Origin of the sequence: Pseudoxanthomonas mexicana, assembly GCF_014397415.1 — a bacterium.
GTDB lineage: Bacteria > Pseudomonadota > Gammaproteobacteria > Xanthomonadales > Xanthomonadaceae > Pseudoxanthomonas_A > Pseudoxanthomonas_A mexicana.
The window spans coordinates 2,949,137-2,970,747 of the sequence record NZ_CP060731.1 but is presented as its reverse complement, the minus strand read 5'-3'; the positions used below and the strand labels follow the sequence as shown (position 1 = coordinate 2,970,747).

Annotated in this window: 20 protein-coding genes; 16 read left to right on the top strand and 4 right to left on the bottom strand. The window is 67.0% G+C overall.

The window, feature by feature from the left end:
• Positions 1-9: 9 nt before the first annotated feature.
• The 4 genes from IAE60_RS13905 to IAE60_RS13890 all read left to right on the top strand — a co-directional run bounded on the left by IAE60_RS13905 (position 10) and on the right by IAE60_RS13890 (position 4,530).
• Entirely contained in the window at positions 10-1,923 is a 1,914-nt protein-coding gene (locus tag IAE60_RS13905; protein WP_187572714.1) for a nucleoside-diphosphate sugar epimerase/dehydratase, read from the top strand.
• Complete coding sequence (gene galU, locus IAE60_RS13900; protein ID WP_187572713.1) at positions 1,920-2,822, top strand: UTP--glucose-1-phosphate uridylyltransferase GalU; 903 nt, start codon at positions 1,920-1,922, stop codon at positions 2,820-2,822. Before IAE60_RS13905 ends, galU begins: the two co-directional genes overlap by 4 nt.
• 74 nt (positions 2,823-2,896) lie before the next feature.
• Positions 2,897-4,189 carry an NAD(P)/FAD-dependent oxidoreductase gene (locus tag IAE60_RS13895; protein ID WP_187572712.1) on the top strand — a complete coding sequence of 431 codons (1,293 nt, stop codon included), beginning with the start codon at positions 2,897-2,899 and terminating at the stop codon, positions 4,187-4,189.
• A complete protein-coding gene (locus IAE60_RS13890) occupies positions 4,186-4,530 on the top strand; it encodes a tRNA-binding protein (RefSeq protein WP_343203197.1) in 345 nt (114 codons plus the stop codon). The genes IAE60_RS13895 and IAE60_RS13890 overlap by 4 nt, the downstream gene beginning before the upstream one ends.
• 66 nt (positions 4,531-4,596) lie before the next feature.
• Here IAE60_RS13890 and IAE60_RS13885 read toward each other — a convergent pair whose 3' ends face one another.
• From IAE60_RS13885 to IAE60_RS13875, 3 genes are read right to left on the bottom strand one after another with little or no spacing between them, the layout of a single operon-like run.
• Positions 4,597-5,802, bottom strand: a complete 1,206-nt coding sequence (locus IAE60_RS13885) for an acetyl-CoA C-acyltransferase (RefSeq protein WP_187572711.1) — start codon at positions 5,800-5,802, stop codon at positions 4,597-4,599.
• A gap of 23 nt (positions 5,803-5,825) precedes the next feature.
• On the bottom strand, positions 5,826-8,198 hold the full coding sequence (locus IAE60_RS13880) for a 3-hydroxyacyl-CoA dehydrogenase/enoyl-CoA hydratase family protein (RefSeq protein ID WP_187572710.1): 2,373 nt from the start codon (positions 8,196-8,198) through the stop codon (positions 5,826-5,828).
• Positions 8,199-8,223: 25 nt separating this feature from the next.
• Positions 8,224-8,853 carry a TetR/AcrR family transcriptional regulator gene (locus IAE60_RS13875; protein ID WP_185896262.1) on the bottom strand — a complete coding sequence of 210 codons (630 nt, stop codon included), beginning with the start codon at positions 8,851-8,853 and terminating at the stop codon, positions 8,224-8,226.
• Between the two features lie 218 nt (positions 8,854-9,071).
• Between IAE60_RS13875 and ndk the strand changes: the two genes are divergently transcribed.
• From ndk to moeB, 9 genes are all read left to right on the top strand, one after another.
• Complete coding sequence (gene ndk / locus IAE60_RS13870; protein WP_162110370.1) at positions 9,072-9,497, top strand: nucleoside-diphosphate kinase; 426 nt, start codon at positions 9,072-9,074, stop codon at positions 9,495-9,497.
• A gap of 107 nt (positions 9,498-9,604) precedes the next feature.
• Positions 9,605-10,732, top strand: coding sequence for a dual-specificity RNA methyltransferase RlmN (gene rlmN / locus IAE60_RS13865; RefSeq protein WP_244966729.1), 1,128 nt, complete (start codon positions 9,605-9,607; stop codon positions 10,730-10,732).
• Positions 10,722-11,537, top strand: a complete 816-nt coding sequence (pilW, locus tag IAE60_RS13860) for a type IV pilus biogenesis/stability protein PilW (RefSeq protein WP_187572708.1) — start codon at positions 10,722-10,724, stop codon at positions 11,535-11,537. Before rlmN ends, pilW begins: the two co-directional genes overlap by 11 nt.
• 20 nt (positions 11,538-11,557) lie before the next feature.
• Entirely contained in the window at positions 11,558-12,352 is a 795-nt protein-coding gene (locus tag IAE60_RS13855; protein WP_244966582.1) for a helix-turn-helix domain-containing protein, read from the top strand.
• A 59-nt stretch (positions 12,353-12,411) separates the two neighbouring features.
• Positions 12,412-13,047, top strand: a complete 636-nt coding sequence (locus IAE60_RS13850) for a YfgM family protein (protein WP_187572707.1) — start codon at positions 12,412-12,414, stop codon at positions 13,045-13,047.
• The gene (bamB, locus tag IAE60_RS13845; protein WP_185897000.1) at positions 13,047-14,228 is read left to right on the top strand and encodes an outer membrane protein assembly factor BamB; all 1,182 of its coding nucleotides are present in this window, start codon (positions 13,047-13,049) and stop codon (positions 14,226-14,228) included. The genes IAE60_RS13850 and bamB overlap by 1 nt, the downstream gene beginning before the upstream one ends.
• A gap of 183 nt (positions 14,229-14,411) precedes the next feature.
• Positions 14,412-15,809 carry a ribosome biogenesis GTPase Der gene (gene der / locus IAE60_RS13840; protein ID WP_185896257.1) on the top strand — a complete coding sequence of 466 codons (1,398 nt, stop codon included), beginning with the start codon at positions 14,412-14,414 and terminating at the stop codon, positions 15,807-15,809.
• The gene (locus IAE60_RS13835) at positions 15,806-17,023 is read left to right on the top strand and encodes a molybdopterin molybdotransferase MoeA (protein ID WP_187572706.1); all 1,218 of its coding nucleotides are present in this window, start codon (positions 15,806-15,808) and stop codon (positions 17,021-17,023) included. The genes der and IAE60_RS13835 overlap by 4 nt, the downstream gene beginning before the upstream one ends.
• A 62-nt stretch (positions 17,024-17,085) precedes the next feature.
• The gene (gene moeB, locus IAE60_RS13830) at positions 17,086-18,222 is read left to right on the top strand and encodes a molybdopterin-synthase adenylyltransferase MoeB (RefSeq protein WP_187572705.1); all 1,137 of its coding nucleotides are present in this window, start codon (positions 17,086-17,088) and stop codon (positions 18,220-18,222) included.
• On the opposite strand, the gene IAE60_RS13825 is transcribed toward moeB, so the two are convergent.
• On the bottom strand, positions 18,223-19,065 hold the full coding sequence (locus IAE60_RS13825) for a helix-turn-helix transcriptional regulator (RefSeq protein ID WP_187572704.1): 843 nt from the start codon (positions 19,063-19,065) through the stop codon (positions 18,223-18,225).
• A 218-nt stretch (positions 19,066-19,283) separates the two neighbouring features.
• Here IAE60_RS13825 and IAE60_RS13820 point away from each other — a divergent pair, with 218 nt between their 5' ends.
• The 3 genes from IAE60_RS13820 (at position 19,284) to IAE60_RS13810 (ending at position 21,609) form a co-directional block, all read left to right on the top strand.
• On the top strand, positions 19,284-20,057 hold the full coding sequence (locus IAE60_RS13820) for an SDR family oxidoreductase (RefSeq protein WP_185896253.1): 774 nt from the start codon (positions 19,284-19,286) through the stop codon (positions 20,055-20,057).
• An 87-nt stretch (positions 20,058-20,144) separates the two neighbouring features.
• A complete protein-coding gene (locus IAE60_RS13815; RefSeq protein ID WP_187572703.1) occupies positions 20,145-20,396 on the top strand; it encodes a hypothetical protein in 252 nt (83 codons plus the stop codon).
• Positions 20,397-20,424: 28 nt separating this feature from the next.
• The gene (locus tag IAE60_RS13810; protein ID WP_187572702.1) at positions 20,425-21,609 is read left to right on the top strand and encodes a low temperature requirement protein A; all 1,185 of its coding nucleotides are present in this window, start codon (positions 20,425-20,427) and stop codon (positions 21,607-21,609) included.
• Positions 21,610-21,611 lie beyond the last annotated feature (2 nt).

Below are 21,611 nucleotides of genomic sequence, written 5' to 3'. Positions count from 1 at the left end.
ATGGAGCTGATGGAATCCTGGCGGGATCGATTGAGCGGTTTGATGCCACGCGTCCTCGTCGCGGCCCACGATCTGGCCATGGTGTGGATCTGCTGGCAGGTCCTGCACCGGTTGCGCTACGCCATGCTGGCGCCCGCCCCGGAGTTTCCCCTGTGGTCCAACGAGATCGCGATCGTTCTGCTGGCGCAGGGTGTGGTGTTCTGGTGGATGGGGCTCTACCGCGGCTTGTGGCGCTTCGCCAGCCTGCCGGACCTATGGAACATTGTGAAGGCTTGCGCCCTCGGGTTCCTGGGTGTGGTGCTGGGTCTGTTCTTCTATAACCGCTTCGGCTCCACGCCGCGCATCGTGCTCGGCTTCTATCCGTTCGCACTGGTCGGTTTCCTTGGTTTGCCACGCCTGGTCTATCGTGCATGGAAGGACAGCCAGGCGCAGCGCATCAATGAAACGGCCTCGCGCGTATTGATCCTTGGCGCAGGGCGTGCAGGCGAAGCCCTGGTTCGCGAGTTGCGCCGCACCGGCGTCTACCATCCGGTTGCCTTCCTCGATGATGCAGTGCGTCTGCATGGCTCCAAGCTGCAGGGCATTCCCGTGCTGGGTGGATTGGAGAGCGCAGCCGCCGTCGCGCGCGAAACCGCGGCGCGGATGCTCGTCATCGCCATGCCCTCGCTGGAAGCGCCCGCCATGCAGCGGGTGGTGGCGATCTGCGAGAGCACAGGCTTGCCGTTCCGCATGGTGCCCCGACTGATCAACGTGCTGGAAGGGCAGTCCATGCCGGGCGACCTCAAGGAGGTCGCGATCGAAGACCTGCTGGGTCGCAAATCGGTGACGCCGGACTGGAAACTCATCCGCGGCTGGCTGGGGGGGCGTACCGTCATGGTGACCGGCGCGGGCGGGTCGATCGGATCGGAACTCTGCCGGCAGTGCGCGCGGCATGGCGCCCAGCGGATCGCGCTGGTAGAAATCGACGAATTGGCCCTGATCACCATCCAGGGCGACCTGCGGCGCGCCTTCCCCGACCTGGAAGTCCTGCCGGTGCTAGGCAATTGCGGCGACCCCGCCGTCATCGCCCACGCGCTGGCGGTCGCCGAGCCGGACGCCGTGTTCCACGCCGCCGCCTACAAGCAGGTCCCCTTGCTGGAAGGCCATCTGCGCGAAGCCGTGGGCAACAACGTGCTGGCGACCGAGGCGGTGGCGCGCGCCTGCCGCGAAGCGGGCGTTGCCACCTTCGTGCTGATCTCGACGGACAAGGCGGTGGATCCGGTCAACGTGCTGGGGGCCACCAAGCGCCTGGCCGAGATGGCCTGCCAGTCGCTCGACGATGCCCGTTCCGGCACGCGCTACGTCACCGTGCGGTTCGGCAATGTCCTCGATTCGGCCGGCAGCGTGGTGCCGCTGTTCCGCGAACAGATCCGCAAGGGCGGGCCGGTCACCGTGACCGATCCCGACGTCACCCGCTATTTCATGACCATCCCGGAGGCCTGCCAGCTCATCCTGCAGGCCGCCTCGGGCGCGGCGCACGCCTCGATCTATACGCTGGACATGGGCGATCCGGTACCGATCCGGCTGCTGGCCGAGCAGATGATCCGCCTGGCCGGCAAGCAGCCGGGGCGCGACATCGCCATCGTCTACACGGGCCTGCGCCCCGGCGAAAAGCTGCATGAGACGCTGTTCCACGCCGACGAGCGCTACCAACCCACCTCGCACTCCAAGATCATGAAGGCGATCGCGCGTGAGGTCTCGAGCGAGTTCATCGATCTGGCCCTGCAGCGCCTGCGGGCGGCGCATGCCCGATACGACACCGCCGAACTGGCCGAAGTTCTGAGGATCGCCGTGCCGGAGTTCACGCCGATGTCGAACGAACAGAACGAAGCATCGGCTAACATCGTGGTCTTCCCCGGTCGAGACGCCCGCAGGACCCGATGACTTCGCCCCGCATCCGCAAGGCCGTGTTCCCCGTGGCGGGACTCGGCACCCGCTTCCTGCCCGCAACGAAGACCGTTCCCAAGGAGATGCTGCCGATCATCGACCGGCCGCTGATCCAGTACGCGGTGGATGAAGCGGTCGAGGCAGGTTGCGATACGCTCATCTTCGTCACCAACCGCTACAAGCATGCGGTGGCGGACTACTTCGACAAGGCGTACGAGCTGGAACAGAAGCTGGAGCGCTCGGGCAAGGTCGAACAGCTGGAACTCGTCCGCAACGTGCTGCCCTCACACGTTCGTGCCGTCTTCGTCACCCAGGCCGAAGCCCTGGGGCTTGGGCATGCGGTGCTGTGCGCCAAGGCCATCGTCGGCGACGAGCCTTTCGCGGTGCTGCTGCCCGACGACCTGATCTGGAACCGCGGGCCGGGCGCCCTCAAGCAGATGGCGGATGCGGCCGAGTCCAGCGGCGCCAGCGTGATCGCCGTGCAGGACGTGCCGCGCGAACAGACCGGCAGTTACGGCATCGTGGCGACGGACGCCTTCTCAGGACGCGAAGGACGCATCGGTGCCATCGTGGAAAAGCCCAAGCCGGAGGTCGCCCCCAGCACGCTGGCGGTCGTGGGGCGCTACGTGCTGGACGCGCGCATCTTCGCGCTGCTGGAAAGTACGGCGCCGGGCGCCGGCGGCGAAATCCAGCTGACGGATGCCATCGCGGCCCTGTTGCGCGAGAAGCCGGTGCACGCGTACCGGTTCCAGGGCACCCGCTTCGACTGTGGCACGCACATCGGACTGATCGAAGCCACCATCCGTTACGCGCTGGACCACGAAGCGCTCAGCGACGCAGCACGCAGCATGATGCAGAGTGCACTGAACGAACTGGGCGTCCGGGAACTGGGCTGACTCTCTCCAAAAGCCTGCGGCGCGACACGCCCTGGTGAAGGGTGGCCCGCTTCCCGCAGAATCGGCGCGTGCCCATGTCCAACCGCCACTATTACGCCGACACCGCCGGTAGCGCGCCCGCGCTCCCCACGTTGCATACGGCCCTGGACGCGGATGTCTGCGTGGTGGGTGGAGGCTTCGCGGGTCTGAACACGGCGCTGGGCCTGGCCGAGCGGGGACACCGCGATGTCGTGCTGCTGGAAGCGGAGCAGCCCGCATTCGGTGCTTCCGGCCGCAATGGCGGTTTCGTGTTCGGTGGCTTCTCCCGCGGCGAAGCGGCTCTGCTGCGTGATCTGGGGCGCGAACGCGCGCGCGCCCTGTACGCCGGCACCGTGGAAGCGGTGGAACTGATCCGCAGGCGCATCGCGCAGTATGGCATCGCCTGCGACGACACCCAGGCCGGGATCCTCTGGGCGAACTGGTTCGACGACCGCGACCTGCTGCGGCAACGCCAGGCGTTGCTGGCCGATGTCTTCGCGCAGGACTGGCACTGGGTCGAGCGCGACGAGTTGCGTCAACGGATAATCACTCCGCGATATCACGACGCGCTGTTCGAGCCACGAGCTTTCCACTTCCATCCGCTCAAGTACGCCCACGGCCTGGTCCAGGCAGCATCGCGGCAGGGCGTATCCCTGTTCGGCGATTCGCCTGCGGTATCGCTGCAGCGGCGGGAGGGAGGCTGGCGGGTCACCACGCCGTCCGGCCGCGTCGACGCGCGCGAGGTCGTACTGGCATGCGGCGGCTACCTGGCGCGCCTGCATCGCCGTGTCGACGCGGGGGTATTGCCGATCGCCACCTACGTGATGGTCACCGAGCCGCTGGGGGCGCGGATGGACACGGCGCTGCGCACGCGCGCGGCCATCTACGACACGCGCTTCGCCTTCGACTACTACCGGCCTTTGCCTGACTCCCGTCTGCTGTGGGGCGGGCGGATTTCGGTCCTGGATCGCTCGCCTCGGTCGGTCGAGCGCCTGCTGTACGGCGACATGTTGAAGGTGTTTCCGCAACTGGAGGGCGTGCGCATCGACCATGCCTGGTCCGGGCTGATGAGCTATGCCCGCCACGAGATGCCGCAGATCGGCCAGGTGGAGCCGGGCTTGTGGGTGGCGCAGGCGTTCGGTGGGCATGGCGTCGCGCCCACGACGTTCGCGGGCGAAGTCATCGCCTCCGCCATCGCGCAAGGCGATCGGCGATGGCGCGAGTTCGCCCCCTACGGCCTGGTGTCCGCGATGAAGCCTGCCGGCTTCCTGGGCGCGCAGGTGAGCTACTGGTGGGCGGAGGCCAAGGATGCGTGGAAGGCGCGGAAGGGAAGAAGGGAGGGTGCGTGACGGAGAGTGTGCAGGTGATCGGTTGGGAGGATTTCACGCGCGTCCAGCTGTGCGCCGGGACGGTGCTGCGGGTTGAGCCGTTTCCGGAAGCACGCAGACCCGCGTGGAAGCTGTGGGTCGACTTCGGCCCTCATGGCGTGAAGAAGACCAGTGCCCAGATCCGCGCGCTGTATGCGCCGGAGGATCTGGTGGGACGGCAGATCGTGGGCGTCCTCAATTTCCCTCCGAAGCAGGTAGGGCCGTTCATTTCGGAATTCCTGCTGACCGGATTCCACACCGATGACGGTGTGGTGGTGACGGCCGTGGAACGTCCCGTACCCGACGGCGCACGCATGGCGTAACGCCATCCAAGTAACCAAAAGAAATGGCGCCTTGCGGCGCCATTCCTGTCGGGTGATCGCTGAGGCTTACAGCGATTCGAAGATGCCGGCCGCGCCCATGCCGGTGCCGATGCACATGGTCACCATGCCGTACTTCTTCTGGTGACGACGCATGCCGTGCACGATCGTCGCGGTACGGATCGCACCCGTGGCACCCAGCGGGTGACCGAGCGCGATGGCGCCGCCCAGCGGGTTGATCTTCGAGGGATCCAGTTCGCTGTCGCGGATCACGGCCAGCGCCTGGGCGGCGAAGGCTTCGTTGAGTTCGATCCAGTCCAGCTGATCCTTGGTCAGGCCGGCCTGCTTCAGCGCCTTCGGGATCGCCGCGATTGGGCCGATGCCCATCACTTCCGGGCGCACGCCGGCGACCGAGAAGCTGACGAAACGGGCCAGCGGGGTCAGGCCGTAATCCTTGATGGCCTGCTCCGAGGCCAGCAGCACGCCGGCCGCGCCGTCGCTCATCTGCGACGAGGTGCCCGCAGTCACGGTGCCGCCGAACTGCGGATTGCGGAATACGGTACGCAGCTTGGCCAGGCCCTCCAGCGACGTATCGGCGCGCGGGCCTTCGTCCTGTTCGACCAGCAGCTTCTTCAGGCGCACCGTGTTACCGGCCAGGTCGGGCTGGCGCGAGATGACTTCGTAGGGGCTGATCTCGTCGCGGAACTCGCCCGCCGCCTGGGCGGCCAGGGCCTTCTGGTGCGAGGCGACGGCGAAGGCGTCCTGGTCCTCGCGCGAGACCTTCCATTCCTCGGCGACCTTCTCGGCGGTGATGCCCATGCCGTAGGCGATGGCCACGTGATCGTTGTCGAACACGCTGGGCGCCATGGCGATCTTGTTGCCCATCATCGGCACCATCGACATCGATTCGGTGCCGCCGGCCAGCATCAGGTCGGCATGGCCCAGGCGGATCTGGTCCGCCGCCATCGCCACGGCCTGCAGGCCGGACGAGCAGAAGCGGTTGATGGTCTGCGCAGCGATCGTGTTCGGCAGGCCGGCCAACAACAGGCCGATGCGCGCCACGTTCATGCCTTGCTCGGCCTCCGGCATCGCGCAGCCGATGATGGCGTCGTCGATGCGGCTGACGTCGATGCCGGGGGCTTGCGCCACGACCGACTTCAGCACGTGCGCCAGCATGTCGTCCGGGCGGGTGTTGCGGAACACGCCCTTTGGGGCCTTGCCTACCGGCGTGCGGGTGGCGGCGACGATGTAGGCTTCTTGGATCTGCTTGCTCATTTCGATGTGTCCTTGTCCGTCGCTTAGTTACGCAGCGGCTTGCCGGTCTTCAGCATGTGCGCGATGCGGGCCTGGGTCTTTTCCTGCTGTGCCAGTTCGACGAAGTGCTTGCGCTCCAGCTTCAGCAGCCACCCCTCGTCGACCACCGCGCCGCGGTCCACTTCGCCACCGCACAGCACGGTGGCGATGCGCACGGCGATCTCGTAGTCGTAGGGGCTGATGAAGCGGCCTTCCAGCATGTTCACCAGCATCATCTTGAAGGTGGCGATGCCCACGTCGCCGGCCACCTGGATGCGGCGCGCGGGCAGGGGCGGGCGGTAGCCGGTCTCGGCCAGCGCCAGGGCTTCCTGCTTGGCGATGTGCAGCAGTTCATAGGCATTGAAGGCGACCTTGTCGCCCGCGCGCATCAGGCCGAGTTCCTTGGCCTCGACCGCGGAGGCCGAGACCTTGGCCATCGCGACCGTTTCGAAGGTCTTCTTCAGTTCGGCGAACACGTCGCCGCCGGGACCAGCCGCCTGCGAGGCGCGTACCGCGATTTCCTTCAGGCCGCCGCCGGCCGGCAGCAGGCCCACGCCCGCTTCGACCAGACCGATGTAGCTTTCCAGGTGTGCGATGGTGCGCGCGCTGTGCATCTGGAACTCGCAGCCGCCGCCCAAAGCCAGGCCGCGCACGGCCGCCACAACGGGGACCAGCGCGTACTTGATGCGCTGGCTAGTGGCCTGGAAGTTGGCCACCATCGCCTCGAACTCGGCGATCCTGCCGGCCTGCAGCGCGCCCAGCGCACCGGCGAGATCGGCACCCGCGGAGAACGGCTCCTTCGGTTGCCAGATCACCAGGCCCTTGAACTTCCGCTCGGCGATGGCGATGGCTTCCTGCAGGCCGTCCAGCACGGCGTCGGAGACGGTGTGCATCTTGGTCTTGAAGCTGACCACGCCGATCCCGTCGCCGTCGGTCCACAGGCGGACGCCGTCGTTCTCGAACACGGTCTCGCCCTGCGGGAACGCCTCACCCAGCAGCGGATCCGGGAAGCGCTGGCGCTGGTACACCGGCAGACCGGAGCGCGGCAGCTTGGCGTTCTTCGCCGGGCTGTAGCTGCCCTCGGTGCCGTGCACGCCCTCGCGGCCATCGAACACCCAGTTGGGCAGCGGCGCGCTGCTCATGGCCTTGCCGGCGACGATGTCGTCGGCGATCCACTGTGCCACCTGCTTCCAGCCGGCCGCCTGCCAGGTCTCGAACGGACCCAGCGACCAGCCGTAGCCCCAGCGGATGGCCAGGTCGACGTCGCGCGCGGTCTCGGCGATGTCGGCCAGGTGGTAGGCGCTGTAGTGGAACAGGTCGCGGAACACCGCCCACAGGAACTGGGCCTGCGGGTGCTGGCTCTCGCGCAGCCTGGCGAACTTCTCGGCCGGGTTCCTGATCTTCAGGATCTCGACCACCTCGGGCGCCGCGGTGCGGTCGGACGCGCGGTAGTCCTGCTTCTCCAGGTCGAGGACCACGATGTCCTTGCCGACCTTGCGGAAGATGCCGGCACCGGTCTTCTGGCCCAGCGCACCCTTGGCGATCAGGGCTTCCAGCCACTTCGGGGACGCGAAGTAGGCATGCCACGGATCGTCCGGCAGGGTGTCGGCCATGGTCTTGATGACGTGGGCCATGGTGTCCAGGCCGACGACGTCGGAGGTGCGGTAGGTGGCGGACTTCGGCCGGCCGATGAGCGGGCCGGTGATCGCATCCACCTCGTCGAAGCCCAGCTTGAACTCGCCGGTGTGGTGGGCCGTGGCCAGGATCGAGAACACGCCGATGCGGTTGCCGATGAAGTTGGGCGTGTCCTTCGCGTACACCACGCCCTTGCCGAGCGTGGTGGTCAGGAAGGTCTCCAGGCCCTCGAGCACCGAGGCATCGGTTGACTTGGCCGGGATCAGCTCGGCCAGGTGCATGTAGCGCGGCGGGTTGAAGAAGTGCACGCCGGAGAAGCGATGCCGAAGTTCTTCAGGAAGAACCTCAGCCAACTTATTGATTCCCAATCCAGAAGTGTTACTGGCCAGCACCGCATGCGGAGCGACGTAGGGGGCGATCTTCCGGTACAGGTCCTGCTTCCAGTCCATCCTTTCCGCGATGGCCTCGATGATCAGATCGCAGTCCCTCAGGTGCTCAAGCCCCGTCTCGTAGTTGGCCGGCGTGATCGCTTCGGCCAGCGACTTGCTGGCCAGCGGAGCAGGGCTGAGCTTGGCCAGATTGGCGATGGCCTTGTGCACGATGCCATCCGGATGCCCCTCTTTGGCGGGCAGATCGAACAGCACCGTATCGACACCGGCGTTGGTCAGGTGCGCCGCGATCTGCGCGCCCATCACACCGGCGCCCAGCACGGCCGCCTTGCGTACAAGCAATGGATTGGACATGGAATTTCCTTGGATGACAGGGGTTTCAGACATGGTCGGCACGCAGGCCGGCCTCGGCGAAGCGGATCAGTTCACGGGCGGCACGCTCACGGTGCGCCGCCTCCGTGACACCCGGGGGCCGCTTGATCAGACCGAAGTCGGCCATGGCATAGGTCAGGGCGCCGGAGAAGAAGTCCAGCCGCCAGTAGAGCTCCTCCTTGCTCAGGCCCGGCACGCAGCCGGCAATGGCCTTGCCGAACTCGCGCAGCACGTGCCCGTAGTGGTCGGACAGGAACTTGCGTAGCCCGTCGTTCTTCTCGGCGTAGGCGCGGGCGATGACCCGGACGAAGGCACCGCCACCGTGGCGGTCCTGGGCCAGGGCGAGGGCGGGCTCGACGAAGGCGGCCAGGATCGGCTCCAACTGCCCCGGGCGCTGAGCCAGCGCCTTCTCGAGCAGGGACAGGCGGGCAGCGGTCATGTCGTCCATGCGCCGGCGGAACACCTCGTTGACCAGGTTTTCCTTGCTGCCGAAGTGGTAGTTGACGGCGGCGATGTTCACATCCGCCCGGCTGGTGACCTGGCGCAGCGACGTGCCTGCGAACCCGTGCTGGGCGAACAGCTCTTCGGCAGCCCCCAGGATGCGCTCCTTGGTGGAGAAATGCGTGGTGTTGCCCATGGCCCCTCCGGGACTGAATCAAACGCTTGTTTGATTGATTCTCCGCCGGCCCGCGGGCGCTGTCATGCTGCAGAGCAGCATTCGGTGAAATCCTGCTGCACTGCGGCGCCGGATGCTTTAGAATCTCGCTACGCTTTCTGGTCTAAGCCCGCGTTTCGACGCGGGTTTTTCATGTTAACCTCGGGTCTTCAGTGGCCCGCCCAACGGAGAAAATCCCCATGGCGCTGGAGCGCACCCTGTCGATCGTCAAGCCCGATGCCGTCGCCAAGAACGTCATCGGTGAAATCTATGCCCGTTTCGAAAAGAACGGCCTGAAGATCGTCGCCTCGAAGATGAAGCATCTGTCGCGTCGTGAAGCGGAAGGCTTCTACGCCGTCCACCGCGAGCGTCCGTTCTTCAACGCGCTGGTCGAATTCATGATCTCCGGCCCGGTCGCGATCCAGGTGCTGGAAGGCGAGAACGCCGTGCTGAAGCATCGCGAGATCCTCGGCGCCACCAATCCGAAGGATGCCGCGCCGGGCACGATCCGCGCCGACTTCGCCGATTCCATCGACGCCAACGCTGCGCACGGTTCGGATTCGGTCGAGAACGCGAACACCGAGATCGCGTACTTCTTCGCCGCCACCGAAGTGTTCTCGCGCTGAATGATCGCGTGATGAGCAGCCACGAACTGCCGCCGATCGAATTGAAGCTGGCCACGGACGCTCCGTCCGTGGCCGTCGGCGCGCCCGTGTCTGCGAAGCAGAACCTGATGGACCTGGACCGCGAGGGTCTGGAACATTTCTTCATTGAGAAACTGGGCGAACAGAAGTTCCGCGCCCACCAGGTGATGAAGTGGATCCACCACCGCTACGTCACCGATTTCGACCAGATGACCGATCTGGGCAAGAACCTGCGCGCCAAGCTGCAGGAACATGCCGAAGTCGTCGTGCCGCAGGTGGTGTTCGACAAGCCCTCCGCCGATGGCACCCACAAGTGGCTGCTCGGCATGGGCGTGGACGGCAAGAATGCCGTCGAAACCGTCTATATCCCCGACAAGAGCCGCGGGACGCTGTGCGTGTCGTCGCAGGTGGGCTGTGGCCTCAACTGCACGTTCTGCTCGACCGCCACGCAGGGCTTCAACCGCAACCTGACCACCGCCGAGATCATCGGCCAGGTCTGGGTGACGGCGCGCCATTTGGGCAACGTGCCCGCGCAGAACCGCCGCCTCACCAACGTGGTGATGATGGGCATGGGCGAGCCGCTGTTGAATTTCGACAACGTCGTGCGCGCGATGAACATCATGCGCGACGATCTTGGCTACGGCCTGGCCAGCAAGCGCGTCACGTTGTCCACGTCCGGCCTGGTGCCGATGATCGATCGCCTGTCCACCGAGACCGACGTGTCGCTGGCCGTCTCGCTGCATGCGCCCAACGATGCGCTGCGCGAACAGCTGGTGCCGCTCAACAGGAAGTATCCGATCGCCGAATTGATGGCCTCGTGCGTGCGCTACCTGCGCGCGAACAAGAAGCGCGATTCGGTGACGTTCGAATACACGCTGATGAAGGGCGTCAACGACCAGCCCGAACACGCGCGGCAGCTCGCCCAGCTGATGCGCAAATTCAGCAATGCCGCGCAACTGAAGGACGCCGGCAAGGTCAACCTGATTCCGTTCAACCCGTTCCCCGGCACACGCTACGAGCGGGCGCCGGAAGAGGACATCCGCGCCTTCCAGAAGCTGCTGCTCGACGCTCATGTGCTGACGATGGTCCGCCGCACCCGGGGCGACGACATCGATGCCGCCTGCGGTCAGCTGAAGGGGCAGGTGATGGACCGCACCCGCCGTCAGGCCGAGTTCCGCCGGCAACTGCAGGAACAGGGCATCGACGATGCGGCATAAGGCGCTCTGCCTGCTGCTGGTTCCCCTCCTGCTGGCGACCGCCTGCAGCCGTTTGACCTTCGTCCGCCCCAAGATGGAGCGCAAGGACGGCGAGCAGATTGCACAGGACTATTCCGTCAAGGACAGTCCCGAAGTGAAGCGGCGCCAGTCCGTGCAGATGATGGTGTCCCGCTCGGTACAGCGGCTGCAGGCCGGCGATCTGGAGACGGCGGAGAAGGAGGCGCGCGCGGCCCTGAAGCTGGCGCCGGATTCGGCGGATGCGGAAACCCTGTTGGCCGTCGTCGCCGACCGTCGTGGACAGTCCGAGCAGGCCGGGCAGCACTACCGCCGGGCGGCGGAGCTGGCGCCCGCCCAGGGCGCGATGCAGAACAATTACGGCACCTGGCTGTGCGCCAATGGCTTCCAGGCCGAATCCCTGGTCTGGTTCGACCGGGCGATGCAGGCGCCTGGCTACGGTACGCCGGCGGTGGCGCAGGCCAATGCCGGCAACTGTGCCCTGGGTACCGGACAGCTGGAGCGTGCCGAACGCGACCTGCGACAGGCGCTGTCGCGCGATCCGTCCAACGCGACCGCATTGGGCGCCATGGCCGAGCTGGAGTTCCGCCGTCAGCAGTACCTGCCGGCGCGCGCTTTCATCGAACGGAGGCTGGCGGCGGGACCCGCCTCCGTCGCAGTGTTGAAACTCGCATCACAGATCGAGGAAAGACTCGGCGACAAGGCCGCTGCCAGTCGATATGTTCAGCGCATTCGGGCGGAGTTCCCTGACGCGCGGGACGTCACAATCGGGGGAAATGCAGGGCCATGATGGATTCGGTAGGTGGGGGCATGTCGCCGCCGCAGGGGTGCGGTGAGGCGCTGCGGTCGGCGCGTGAGCAGTCCGGCCTGTCGTTGCAGGACGTCAGCCAGCGGCTGAAGATGCCGGTCAGGGTGCTGCAGGCGCTCGAGGCCGGGCAGTGGGACCAGTCCGGCGGCGCGGTATTCGTTCGCGGGCAGCTGCGCAGCTATGGGCGGCTCCTCAAGCTCGACGTGGAGCCGTTCCTGGCGCAATCGGAAGCGGTGGTGGCACCACCTGCGGTGCTGGTCAGCCACAGCCATACGCCGCGGTTGCAGTACGTCTTCGAAAGCTTCAAGCGTCGCGCGGTCTATGTCGTCCTGACGCTGGTGATCGCCACGCCGGTATGGATGGCGCTGCGCTCTTCCGCGGACCCGGCCCCCGAGCCCGCGATGGCATCGCTCGACGTCGTGCCCGACGCGTCGATGCCGGCACAGCAGGGTTCGACTTCGGCGCGCCCCTCCGGTCGTGCGCCTGCGGCGCCCTACGTGGCATCGATGGCGCCCGTCCCGCGGGCGACGACGCCTTGGTTGTCGCTGTCGTTCAAGGGCGACAGCTGGGTCGAGGTCGATGCGCCCGACGGTCGCAAGGTCGAGCACGCGCTGCTGCGCGCAGGCGATGAGCGCCGTTATGCGGCCGGTGAAGTCGGTCGCATCAAGTTGGGCGATGCGACGGCGGTCGAGGTTCAGCAAGCGGGTAGTACGGTGGACCTGGCGCCGTACCAGCGAGCGAACGTTGCGCGCTTTACGGTATCCTCTGAGGGTTCCCTAGCGCCGGTCGGTGACTGACCCGCGCGCGGGTCTGTCCACCTAGACCAAGACCCTGCCGAGACGGGGCAAGAGAGCGCATGGCGATTGACGATCTGCTCGACGAGCACGAACAAAGCGAACGTGTCCGCAGCTGGCTGAGGAACAACGGTGCCGGCCTGCTGGGCGGCGTGGCCCTGGGTCTGGCGGTGATCCTCGGCTGGCAGTGGTGGCAGAAGGACCAGGCCGGCAAGAAGGAACAGGCCTACCAGGAGTACCAGATGGCCGTAGAGGGACTGGCCAAGGGCGACCTTAAGCAGGCGAAGGCGGCGGTGGATGCGCTGTCAAAGAATGATGCCCTGTATGCCGATACCGCAGGCCTCCAGCTGGCCAAGGCGCAGGTCGAGGCGGGCGAGCGTGACGCTGCCATCGCCACCTTGCGCGCTCTGACGCCTGACGACGCGTTGCGTCCGCTGATCAACCTGCGCCTGGCGCGCCTGCTTATCGATGCCGGCAAGCACGACGAAGCCCTGAAACTGCTCGACGCGGCCGACGATGCGTCCAGCCTTGAAGTGCGCGGCGATGCGCTGCTTGCCACTGGCAAGGCGAAGGAGGCCCAGGAGGCCTACACGCGTGCGCTCACCACGCTGGATGCGGTGTCGCCGCAGCGCCGGCTGGTCGAGCTGAAGCTGATCCACGCCGGCGGCACGCCGCCCAAGACCGGGGGTGCGGCATGATGCGCGCCCATCCCGTGGCGTCCCGCGTCCTGGTGGCCGCCTTGCTGGTAGGGGCACTGGGCGGCTGCAGCACGATCAAGGGGTGGTTCGGCGGCAAGAAGGCGGACGAGAAGCCGACCGAGCCTGCCGAACTGATCGACATCACGCCGACGGTGTCGGTGGCCAAGCTCTGGAGCGCCAACGCAGGCAAGGGCGAGGGGCGCCTAGGCCTGCAACAGACGCCCGTCGTCGATGGCGGGCGCGTGTACGCGGCGGCGGTCGAGGGCGGGGTGCGCGCCTTCGATCTGCAGACGGGCAAGCAGGTCTGGCAGTACAAGTCCGATCTCCGCTTCTCCGGTGGCCCCGGTGCCGGGCAGGGACTGGTGGTGGTGGGTACGCTCGATGGCCAGGTGGTGGCCCTGGATGCGACCACCGGCGCGGAGAAATGGCAGGCCAAGGTGCCCAACGAGGTCGTCGCGGCGCCGGCGGTGGGCCCCGAGAACGTCTTCGTGCGCAGCAACGATGGGCGCGTCACCGCGTTCAGCAACGCCACCGGCGAGCGCCGCTGGTTCTGGACCAACGAACTGCCCAGCCTGACCGTGCGCGGCAATGCGCCCGTGCTGGTCGGTCCCGGCGTCCTGTTCGTGGGCAGCGACGACGGTACCCTGACCGCGCTGTCCGCCAATGACGGACGCGAGATGTGGACCCAGGCCGTCGGCACGCCCGAAGGCCGCAGCGAACTGGAGCGCATGGCCGACGTCGATGGTGCGCCGGTACTGGAAGGCACCACGGTGTACGCCACCAGCTTCAAGAAGGAGACCGTGGCCATCGAGGGTCCCTCCGGGCGCCCCCTGTGGACGCGCGACAATGGCGGCGCCGGCGGGCTGGCGGTGACCAGCGGCGCGGTGCTGGTGTCCGACCCCTCGGGTACCGTGTGGGCGCTGGACAAGTACAGCGGTGGTGCGCTGTGGTCGAACACGACGCTGGCACGCCGCTCGCTGACCGCACCCACGGTCCATGGAGACTATGCCGTGGTGGGCGACTACGACGGCTACCTGCACTGGATGAAGACGGATAACGGCGAGGTGGTGGCGCGCGCGCGCGTCGGCGGCAAGGCCGTGCGCGGCAAGCCGGTCGTGGCCGACGGCATCCTGCTGGTGCAGGACGTGGAGGGCGGGCTGACCGCATTCGGCTTCAAGTGAGCCTGCGACGGGAGCGGCTGTGCCGCTCCCGCGCCGTTACCCCGAAGGGCCGCCATGCGGCCCTTTTTCGCGGACGGGGGCGTATTCCGATACCATGTCGGCCCGTTTACAGACCGGAGCGGCCGTGCCACGTGCGCAGCGGCGCGCATCCGGCTTCCTTCCCATCCTTCGGTCGCCCCCTGCATGTTGCCCCTCGTCGCCCTGGTGGGCCGCCCCAATGTCGGCAAGTCCACCCTGTTCAATGCGCTGACCCGCAGTCGTGATGCCCTGGTGCACGACCAGCCCGGTGTCACCCGCGACCGCAACTACGGCGTATGCCGCCTGGATGCGGACGCTCCGTTCCTGGTCGTGGACACGGGCGGTATCGCCGGCGAGGAAGAGGGCCTGGCAGGCGCCACCGCGCGCCAGGCACGCGCCGCCGCGGAAGAAGCGGACCTTGTGCTGTTCATCGTGGACGGACGCGAAGGGCCTTCCGCGCTGGACGATGAAATCCTCGCCTGGTTGCGCAAGACCGCGCGTCCGACCCTGCTGGTGATCAACAAGATCGACGGCATCAACGAATCCACGGCGCTGGCGGACTTCGCCCGCTACGGATTCTCGGACGTCACGACCATCTCGGCCTCGCATCGCCAGGGCATCGATGACCTGTTGTCCGAGGTACACGCGCGCCTGCCGGAGGAAGGCGCGAGCGAGGCGCTGGACGAAGATCCCGCCCGCATGCGCGTGGCTTTCGTCGGCCGTCCCAACGTGGGTAAATCCACGCTGGTGAATCGCCTGCTCGGCGAAGAACGCATGATCGCCTCCGAAGTGCCGGGCACCACGCGCGATTCCATCGCGGTCGACATGGAGCGCGACGGTCGCCAGTATCGCCTGATCGACACCGCCGGCTTGCGCCGCAAAGGCAAGGTGGAGGAGGCGGTCGAGAAGTTCAGCGTGGTCAAGACACTGCAGGCGATCGAGCAGTGCCAGGTCGCCGTGCTGCTGCTGGATGCCACCGAAGGCGTTACCGACCAGGATGCGACCGTGCTCGGCGCCGTGCTGGACGCCGGCCGTGCGCTGGTGGTGGCGATCAACAAGTGGGACGGGCTGACCGCCTACCAGCGCGAGCAGGCCGAAGCGCTGCTGGCGCGCAAACTCGGATTCGTCGAGTGGGCCGAGGCCGTGCGGATTTCGGCCCTGCATGGCTCGGGCCTTCGCGAACTGTTCAAGGCGATCCATCGCGCGCATGCCTCGGCGACGAAGGAGTTCGGCACCAGCGAGGTCAACAAGGCGCTGGAAATCGCGTACGAGACCAACCCGCCGCCGAGCATCCGCGGCCACGTCTCCAAGTTGCGCTACGTACACCCGGGCGGCGCCAATCCGCCGACCTTCATCGTGCATGGCACCCGCCTGAAGGTGCTGCCGGAGTCGTACAAGCGCTATCTGGAGAACTTCTTCCGCAAACGCTTCAAGCTGGTCGGCACGCCGGTTCGGTTCATCTTCCGCGAAGGTGCCAACCCCTACGAAGGCAAGAAGAACGTGTTGACCGAGAAGCAGATCGCCAAGAAGCGCCGCCTGATCCGGCACGTCAAGCGCAAGTGAGCGCGTACCCCACCCGCATCGCCGTCGATGAAGCCATCGCGCTGATCCGGGACGCGGCGCGGTCGCGCCCCCTGGGTAGCGAGTCTCTCGCCCTCAACCGTGCCGGCGGCCGCGTGCTGGCCGATGCGGTTCGCGCGCCGATCGACCTGCCGTCGTTCGACAACAGCCGGATGGACGGCGTGGCGTTCGCGCATGCGAGCCTCGCTTCCGAAGGTCCGACGCGCCTGCGGCTGGTGGGACAGCAGTATGCGGGTGTGGCCCAGGGGCTGCGCGTCGGGCCCGGCGAATGCGTCCGCCTCACGACGGGCGCGCCCTTGCCCGAGGGCACCGACACGGTCGCCATCCGTGAAGACATCATCGAAATAGACGGTGGCATCGAAGTGCCGGCAGGCGTGCGGCCTGGCGCGGATGTGCGGCGTATCGGCGAGGACGTGACCGCAGGTACCGAGGTGATGCGCAAGGGCCAGGTGCTGACCCCCGCGCGGATCGGACTGGCCGCAGCCCTGGGCCTGGCGACGCTGCCGGTGGCACGGCGCCCCACGGTGGCCGTGTTCACCACCGGCGACGAACTGGTGGAACCCGGTCTGCCGCTGCGGCCCGGGCAGGTCTATAACAGCAACCGCGACCTGCTGATGGGCCTGCTGCGCACCGAGGGCCTGGAGCCGACCGCGTGGCCCACGCTGCCGGACGAACCCGAGCGCATGCAGGTCATGCTTGCCGACGCCGCTTCGGCGTTCGATGTGGTCATCACCAGCGGGGGCGTGTCGGCGGGTCAGAAGGACCATCTTCCCGGTTTGCTGGGCGCCCACGGCCGCATCGCGTTCTGGAAGGTGCGCATGAAACCGGGCATGCCGGTCCTTTTCGGTGAGTGGGACCGTGCGCTGTTCCTCTGCCTGCCCGGCAACCCGGTATCGACGCTGGCCACGCTGCTCACGCTCGGTCGTGCGCTGTTGGACGGCCTGCAGGGGCGTGACGACCCGCGACCTGCCTGGCAGGCGCATCTGGGCGCTGCCTGGCGCAAGGGGCACGCCCGTCTGGAATTCCTGCGCGGCGAGCTGATGCCCGATGGCCGTGGCGGCCTGCGCGTGCTGCCGAATGCCGCCGACGCGTCCCACCAGCTGCGGGCGGCCGCCGACAGCAATGCCCTGATCGTGCTGCCGGAAGGCGTGCATGACTATGCCGAAGGCGATGTGGTCGACGTCATCCCGTACTGACGGCGACACCGCGTTCCAGCCAGAGCGCCGCCGTCGTGCGTCCCGTGCGTGATAATCCCGGTATGACGATCCGAGCCATTTCCCCTGACGACGTCGCTTCATGGCTTGCCGAAGGTGCGGTGCTCATCGACGTGCGTGAGGATCACGAACGTGCCAGAGGGCAGGCGGCCGGCGCGCGCGGCGTCGCGAAGGCGCAGTTGCTGGCCGAACCGGACCGCCACCTTCCCGGCCGCGACGCGCCCGTCGTGCTGATCTGCCAGATGGGCGGACGCTCGATGGATGCCGCGCGTGCGCTCGAAGCTGCAGGCTACACGCGTCTGGCGTCCGTGGAAGGCGGTACACAGCGCTGGCAGGACGAGGGGCGGCCGATGGTTCGTCCGGACATGTCCGCTGAAACGATCGATTTCAACGAGCGTTACTCGCGACACCTGCTGCTGCAGGAAGTGGGCGTGGAAGGGCAGCGGCGACTCGAAGGCTCGCGGGTGCTGATGATCGGTGCGGGCGGCCTGGGATCGCCGGCGGCGTTTTACCTGGCGGCGGCCGGAGTGGGCCATCTTCGGATCGCCGATGACGACGTGGTGGACCGCAGCAATCTGCAGCGGCAGATCCTGCATACCGAAGCGCGCATCGGCGAACCGAAGGTGGCATCGGCGCAGGCCACGCTCGGTGCGCTCAATCCGCGGACGCAGGTCGAAGCGATGCAGGCGCGCGTCACCTCCGACAACATCGAGCGTCTGCTGGACGGCGTGGACGTGGTGCTGGATGGCGCGGACAACTTCCCGGTGCGCTACCTGCTCAACGATGCCTGCGTGAAGCTGGGCATCCCCTTGGTGTATGGCGCAGTGCAGCGGTTCGAAGGGCAGGTGAGCGTCTTCGATGCGGGCCGCCATCGTGGCGAACTGCCCTGCTACCGCTGCCTGTTCCCGGAGCCGCCGCCGCCGGAGTTCGCACCGAACTGCGCGGAGGCCGGCGTGCTGGGTGTGCTGCCGGGCGTGATCGGCCTGCTGCAGGCCACCGAGGTCGTGAAGCTGTTGCTTGGGATCGGCGATTCGTTGGCCGGGCGCCTGCTGCAGTTCGATGCGCTGTCCATGCGCTTCCGCGAGACACGCCTGCGCCATGATCCGGACTGCGCGGTATGCGCGGTTGGCCGGCCGTTCCCAGGCTACATCGATTACGCCGCATTCTGCCGGGCAGGCTAGTCAGTCCAGCGGGCGCATTCTCAGGCCCTCGCGGAACTGGCGGGGCGTGATGCCGGTGTCGCGCTTGAACGCCGCGCTCAGGTGGCTGTGGCTGGCGAAGCCGCAGGCGAGGGCGATGCCGGTGATGTCGTCGTTGCGGTTGAGCAGGTACCAGCGCGCACGCCGCAGGCGCTGCGCCAGGATGTACTGCGTCGGTGTGGTGCCGAAGGTGCGCCGGAACGCGATCAGCAACTGGTGCACGCTCATGCCGGCCAGCGTCGCCAGGTCCGCCAGCGCGATGCGCTGGGCCAGGGCGCTTTCGATATGGTCGCTCAGTCGCCGCGCGACGGCGGGTGCGAGCGCGGTCGGCACCGACGGGGGAAGGGCGGGAAGCCGATAAGCCGCGTACAGGTGCTGGAGCAGGAGCAGCTGCAGGCGCTCGGCCATCATGGTCGACAGGTCGTCGTCCTGCTGGCTGAGCCGACCCAGGCGCGCGACGCTGTAGTGGAGGAATTCATCGCGGTGGCACAGGCGCGGCATCAGCGCGTCGATGGGCGCGCGCCGGTCCACGCCGGTGTCCACGTTCGCCGCGGGCGAGATGCGCAATTCGGCGTACGTGATGACCTGTCCCGACGCCTGGCTGGCGTAGCGCTTTCCCGCCGGGACCAGCCAGATGTCGCCCGGTGAAGGTGGCATGTGGGTCGCGCCGACGCCGTCGATCTCGGTGTCCAGTTCGCGCATCGAGCCGCCCAGGTGGACGATGACGGTGTGGCGCGGCTCATCGATGGCCCAGAGCGTGCGTTGGCGTATGTCTTCCTTGCAGAGCAGCAGCTCCACGCCTGGCCAGTGCGCCTGCGCCAGCATGCGGTATTGCGGGATCTGACCGGGTTCCGGGTCGGCAACTGTCGCTGGTGCAGCGTGCGCTCCACCAATGTGATTTGAGGCCGGAGAATTTGATAGCGGACGGGACATCGTGAAAGCCGCAGGAATCCGTTCACCTCATCTTAGACGTGCCTCGTCGCGCTTGCCCACTCTGTCGTTGGGTGTCGCCGCGAGATCCCGTCCCAAGCCAGGAGCCTTTCATGACTGATCATTCCATTCGGGGCAAAGTCGCCTTGATCGCCGGTGGTGCCAAGAATCTCGGCGGGCTGATCGCCCGCGACCTCGCGCAACAGGGTGCCGCCGCCGTCGCGATCCACTACAACAGCGACGCGAGCCGGGCCGATGCGGAGAAGACCGTCGCCGCGATCCGCGATGCCGGCGCGCGCGCCGTCGCGCTGCAGGGTGACCTGACCACGGCAGGCGGCGTCGAACGCCTGTTCGCCGATACCGTCGCCGCCGTGGGGCGGCCGGACATCGCCATCAACACGGTCGGCAAGGTGCTGAAGAAACCGATCACGGACATCAGCGAAGCCGAGTACGACGAGATGGCTGCGGTGAACGCCAAGGCCGCCTTCTTCTTCCTCAAGGAAGCCGGTCGCCACGTCAACGACAACGGCAAGATCGTCACGCTGGTGACGTCGCTGCTGGGGGCGTTCACGCCGTTCTATGCCTCGTACGCAGGTACCAAGGCGCCGGTGGAACATTTCACCCGGGCCGCGGCCAAGGAATTCGGTGCACGCGGGATCTCGGTGACCGCCGTAGGGCCCGGCCCGATGGATACGCCGTTCTTCTACCCGGCTGAAGGGGAGGACGCCGTGGCGTACCACAAGACCGCCGCAGCTTTGTCGCCCTTCAGCAGGACCGGCCTGACGGATATCCAGGACGTCGTGCCCTTCATCCGCCATCTGGTGAGCGACGGCTGGTGGATCACGGGGCAGACGATCCTCATCAACGGTGGCTACACCACCAAGTAAGGGGGAAGGGTGCGCATTGCCCTCTCCACATCCCGGCCATCGCTGCGCTACCGTGGGCGAACTCGCCCACTTCATGGAGCAAGCACCATGCGGACCCTGCTGTTCATCGTTGTCGGGCTGGTGATCGTGGGGATCGCCGTATGGTCGGCGGGCGCTGCCAGGCGTCGCCTCGCGGCGGCGCTGTTTACCGTAGGCTGGCTGGCGGCCGTGATCTGGAACCTGCGCACCGGCATGTCCCATGGCTATTCGCTGCAGGAGGAGTTGCCGATCCAGCTGCTGATCTTCGCGGTGCCGGTCGCGGTCGGCTGGCTGCTGGCGTGGAAGGCGCCGACCCGCTGATGCCTCCTGTCCTTCGAGGGAGCCGTCCTTGAGCGCTCGTATCCATCCCTTGCTGCGCACGCCGGGCCAGCCGGCGAAAGTCGCCAGCGTCGAGCTGTTCTTCGATCTGGTCTATGTGTTCGCCGTCACTCAGCTGTCCCACCACCTGCTGGAGCACCTGACACTTCTGGGCGTCCTGCAGACGGCGATACTCTGGTTCGCCGTCTGGCTCGGCTGGCAGTACACCGCCTGGGTCAGCAACTGGTTCAACCCCGAGCATCTTGTCATCCGCACCATGCTGATGGTGTTGATGGGCCTGGCGTTGCTGGTATCGGCGGCGATTCCCGAAGCCTTCGGCGAGCGCGGACTGTTGTTCGCGCTCAGCTTCGTCGCCATCCAGGTCGGCCGCACGCTGTTCGTGTTGGCCAGCCTCGGTCGTGGGCACGCGTTGACGCCCAACTTCCTGCGGATCCTGTGCTGGTTGCTGGTGTCGTCCGCCTTCTGGATCGCCGGAGGATTGAATGAAGGCGCGCCACGCCTGGTCCTATGGCTGCTCGCGGTCGCATGCGAATACGCATCGCCGATGGCGGGCTTCCCTGTGCCGGGCCTGGGGCGGTCGAGAACCTCGGACTGGACGATCAATGGCGGCCATCTGGCCGAGCGGTGCCAGCTGTTCGTCATCATCGCGCTGGGCGAATCCGTGCTTGCCACCGGCGCTTCGTTCGCGCATGCGCATCATCCCGGGCTCGCCGTGTGGGTCGCGTTCGCCATCTCCTTCGTCGGTTGCGTGGCGATGTGGTGGATGTATTTCGACACCTCCAGCGGCGATGCCACGCATGTGATCGAACACTCCGACGACCCGGGCCGCCTGGGGGCATATTTCCACTACGTCCATGTGCTGTTGATCGCCGGCGTCATCGTCAGTGCGGTGGCGGACGACCTGGTGGTGGCGCATCCGCTCGATCCGGTGTCGCCGAAGTACGCTGCCGTACTGATCGGTGGGCCGCTGGTCTATCTGTTCGGCAACGCGCTGTTCAAGCGCGTTGTTTACGGCCGCTTCCCGTTGTCGCACCTGTTGGGTATGGCCACGCTGGCCGCTGCGTGGCCGTTGCTGCCGCGGATCAATCTGTTGGCGGCGGGGGCATCGACCACCGCCGTGCTGGTGCTGGTCACGGTGTGGGGGGCGTACTACCGCCGCAGTGGAGATCGCGCCTCTTCGATGCAGCACGACTGAGA

Coding starts and splice junctions, on each gene's coding strand:
- IAE60_RS13820 (WP_185896253.1), top strand. CDS start 19,284: ATGACTGATCATTCCATTCGGGGCAAAGTCGCCTTGATCGCCGGTGGT.
- IAE60_RS13905 (WP_187572714.1), top strand. CDS start 10: ATGGAATCCTGGCGGGATCGATTGAGCGGTTTGATGCCACGCGTCCTC.
- IAE60_RS13880 (WP_187572710.1), bottom strand. CDS start 8,198: ATGTCCAATCCATTGCTTGTACGCAAGGCGGCCGTGCTGGGCGCCGGT.
- IAE60_RS13885 (WP_187572711.1), bottom strand. CDS start 5,802: ATGAGCAAGCAGATCCAAGAAGCCTACATCGTCGCCGCCACCCGCACG.
- der (WP_185896257.1), top strand. CDS start 14,412: ATGTTGCCCCTCGTCGCCCTGGTGGGCCGCCCCAATGTCGGCAAGTCC.
- IAE60_RS13825 (WP_187572704.1), bottom strand. CDS start 19,065: ATGCTGGCGCAGGCGCACTGGCCAGGCGTGGAGCTGCTGCTCTGCAAG.
- galU (WP_187572713.1), top strand. CDS start 1,920: ATGACTTCGCCCCGCATCCGCAAGGCCGTGTTCCCCGTGGCGGGACTC.
- rlmN (WP_244966729.1), top strand. CDS start 9,605: ATGGACCTGGACCGCGAGGGTCTGGAACATTTCTTCATTGAGAAACTG.
- ndk (WP_162110370.1), top strand. CDS start 9,072: ATGGCGCTGGAGCGCACCCTGTCGATCGTCAAGCCCGATGCCGTCGCC.
- moeB (WP_187572705.1), top strand. CDS start 17,086: ATGACGATCCGAGCCATTTCCCCTGACGACGTCGCTTCATGGCTTGCC.
- IAE60_RS13850 (WP_187572707.1), top strand. CDS start 12,412: ATGGCGATTGACGATCTGCTCGACGAGCACGAACAAAGCGAACGTGTC.
- IAE60_RS13855 (WP_244966582.1), top strand. CDS start 11,558: ATGTCGCCGCCGCAGGGGTGCGGTGAGGCGCTGCGGTCGGCGCGTGAG.
- IAE60_RS13815 (WP_187572703.1), top strand. CDS start 20,145: ATGCGGACCCTGCTGTTCATCGTTGTCGGGCTGGTGATCGTGGGGATC.
- bamB (WP_185897000.1), top strand. CDS start 13,047: ATGCGCGCCCATCCCGTGGCGTCCCGCGTCCTGGTGGCCGCCTTGCTG.
- pilW (WP_187572708.1), top strand. CDS start 10,722: ATGCGGCATAAGGCGCTCTGCCTGCTGCTGGTTCCCCTCCTGCTGGCG.
- IAE60_RS13895 (WP_187572712.1), top strand. CDS start 2,897: ATGTCCAACCGCCACTATTACGCCGACACCGCCGGTAGCGCGCCCGCG.
- IAE60_RS13875 (WP_185896262.1), bottom strand. CDS start 8,853: ATGGGCAACACCACGCATTTCTCCACCAAGGAGCGCATCCTGGGGGCT.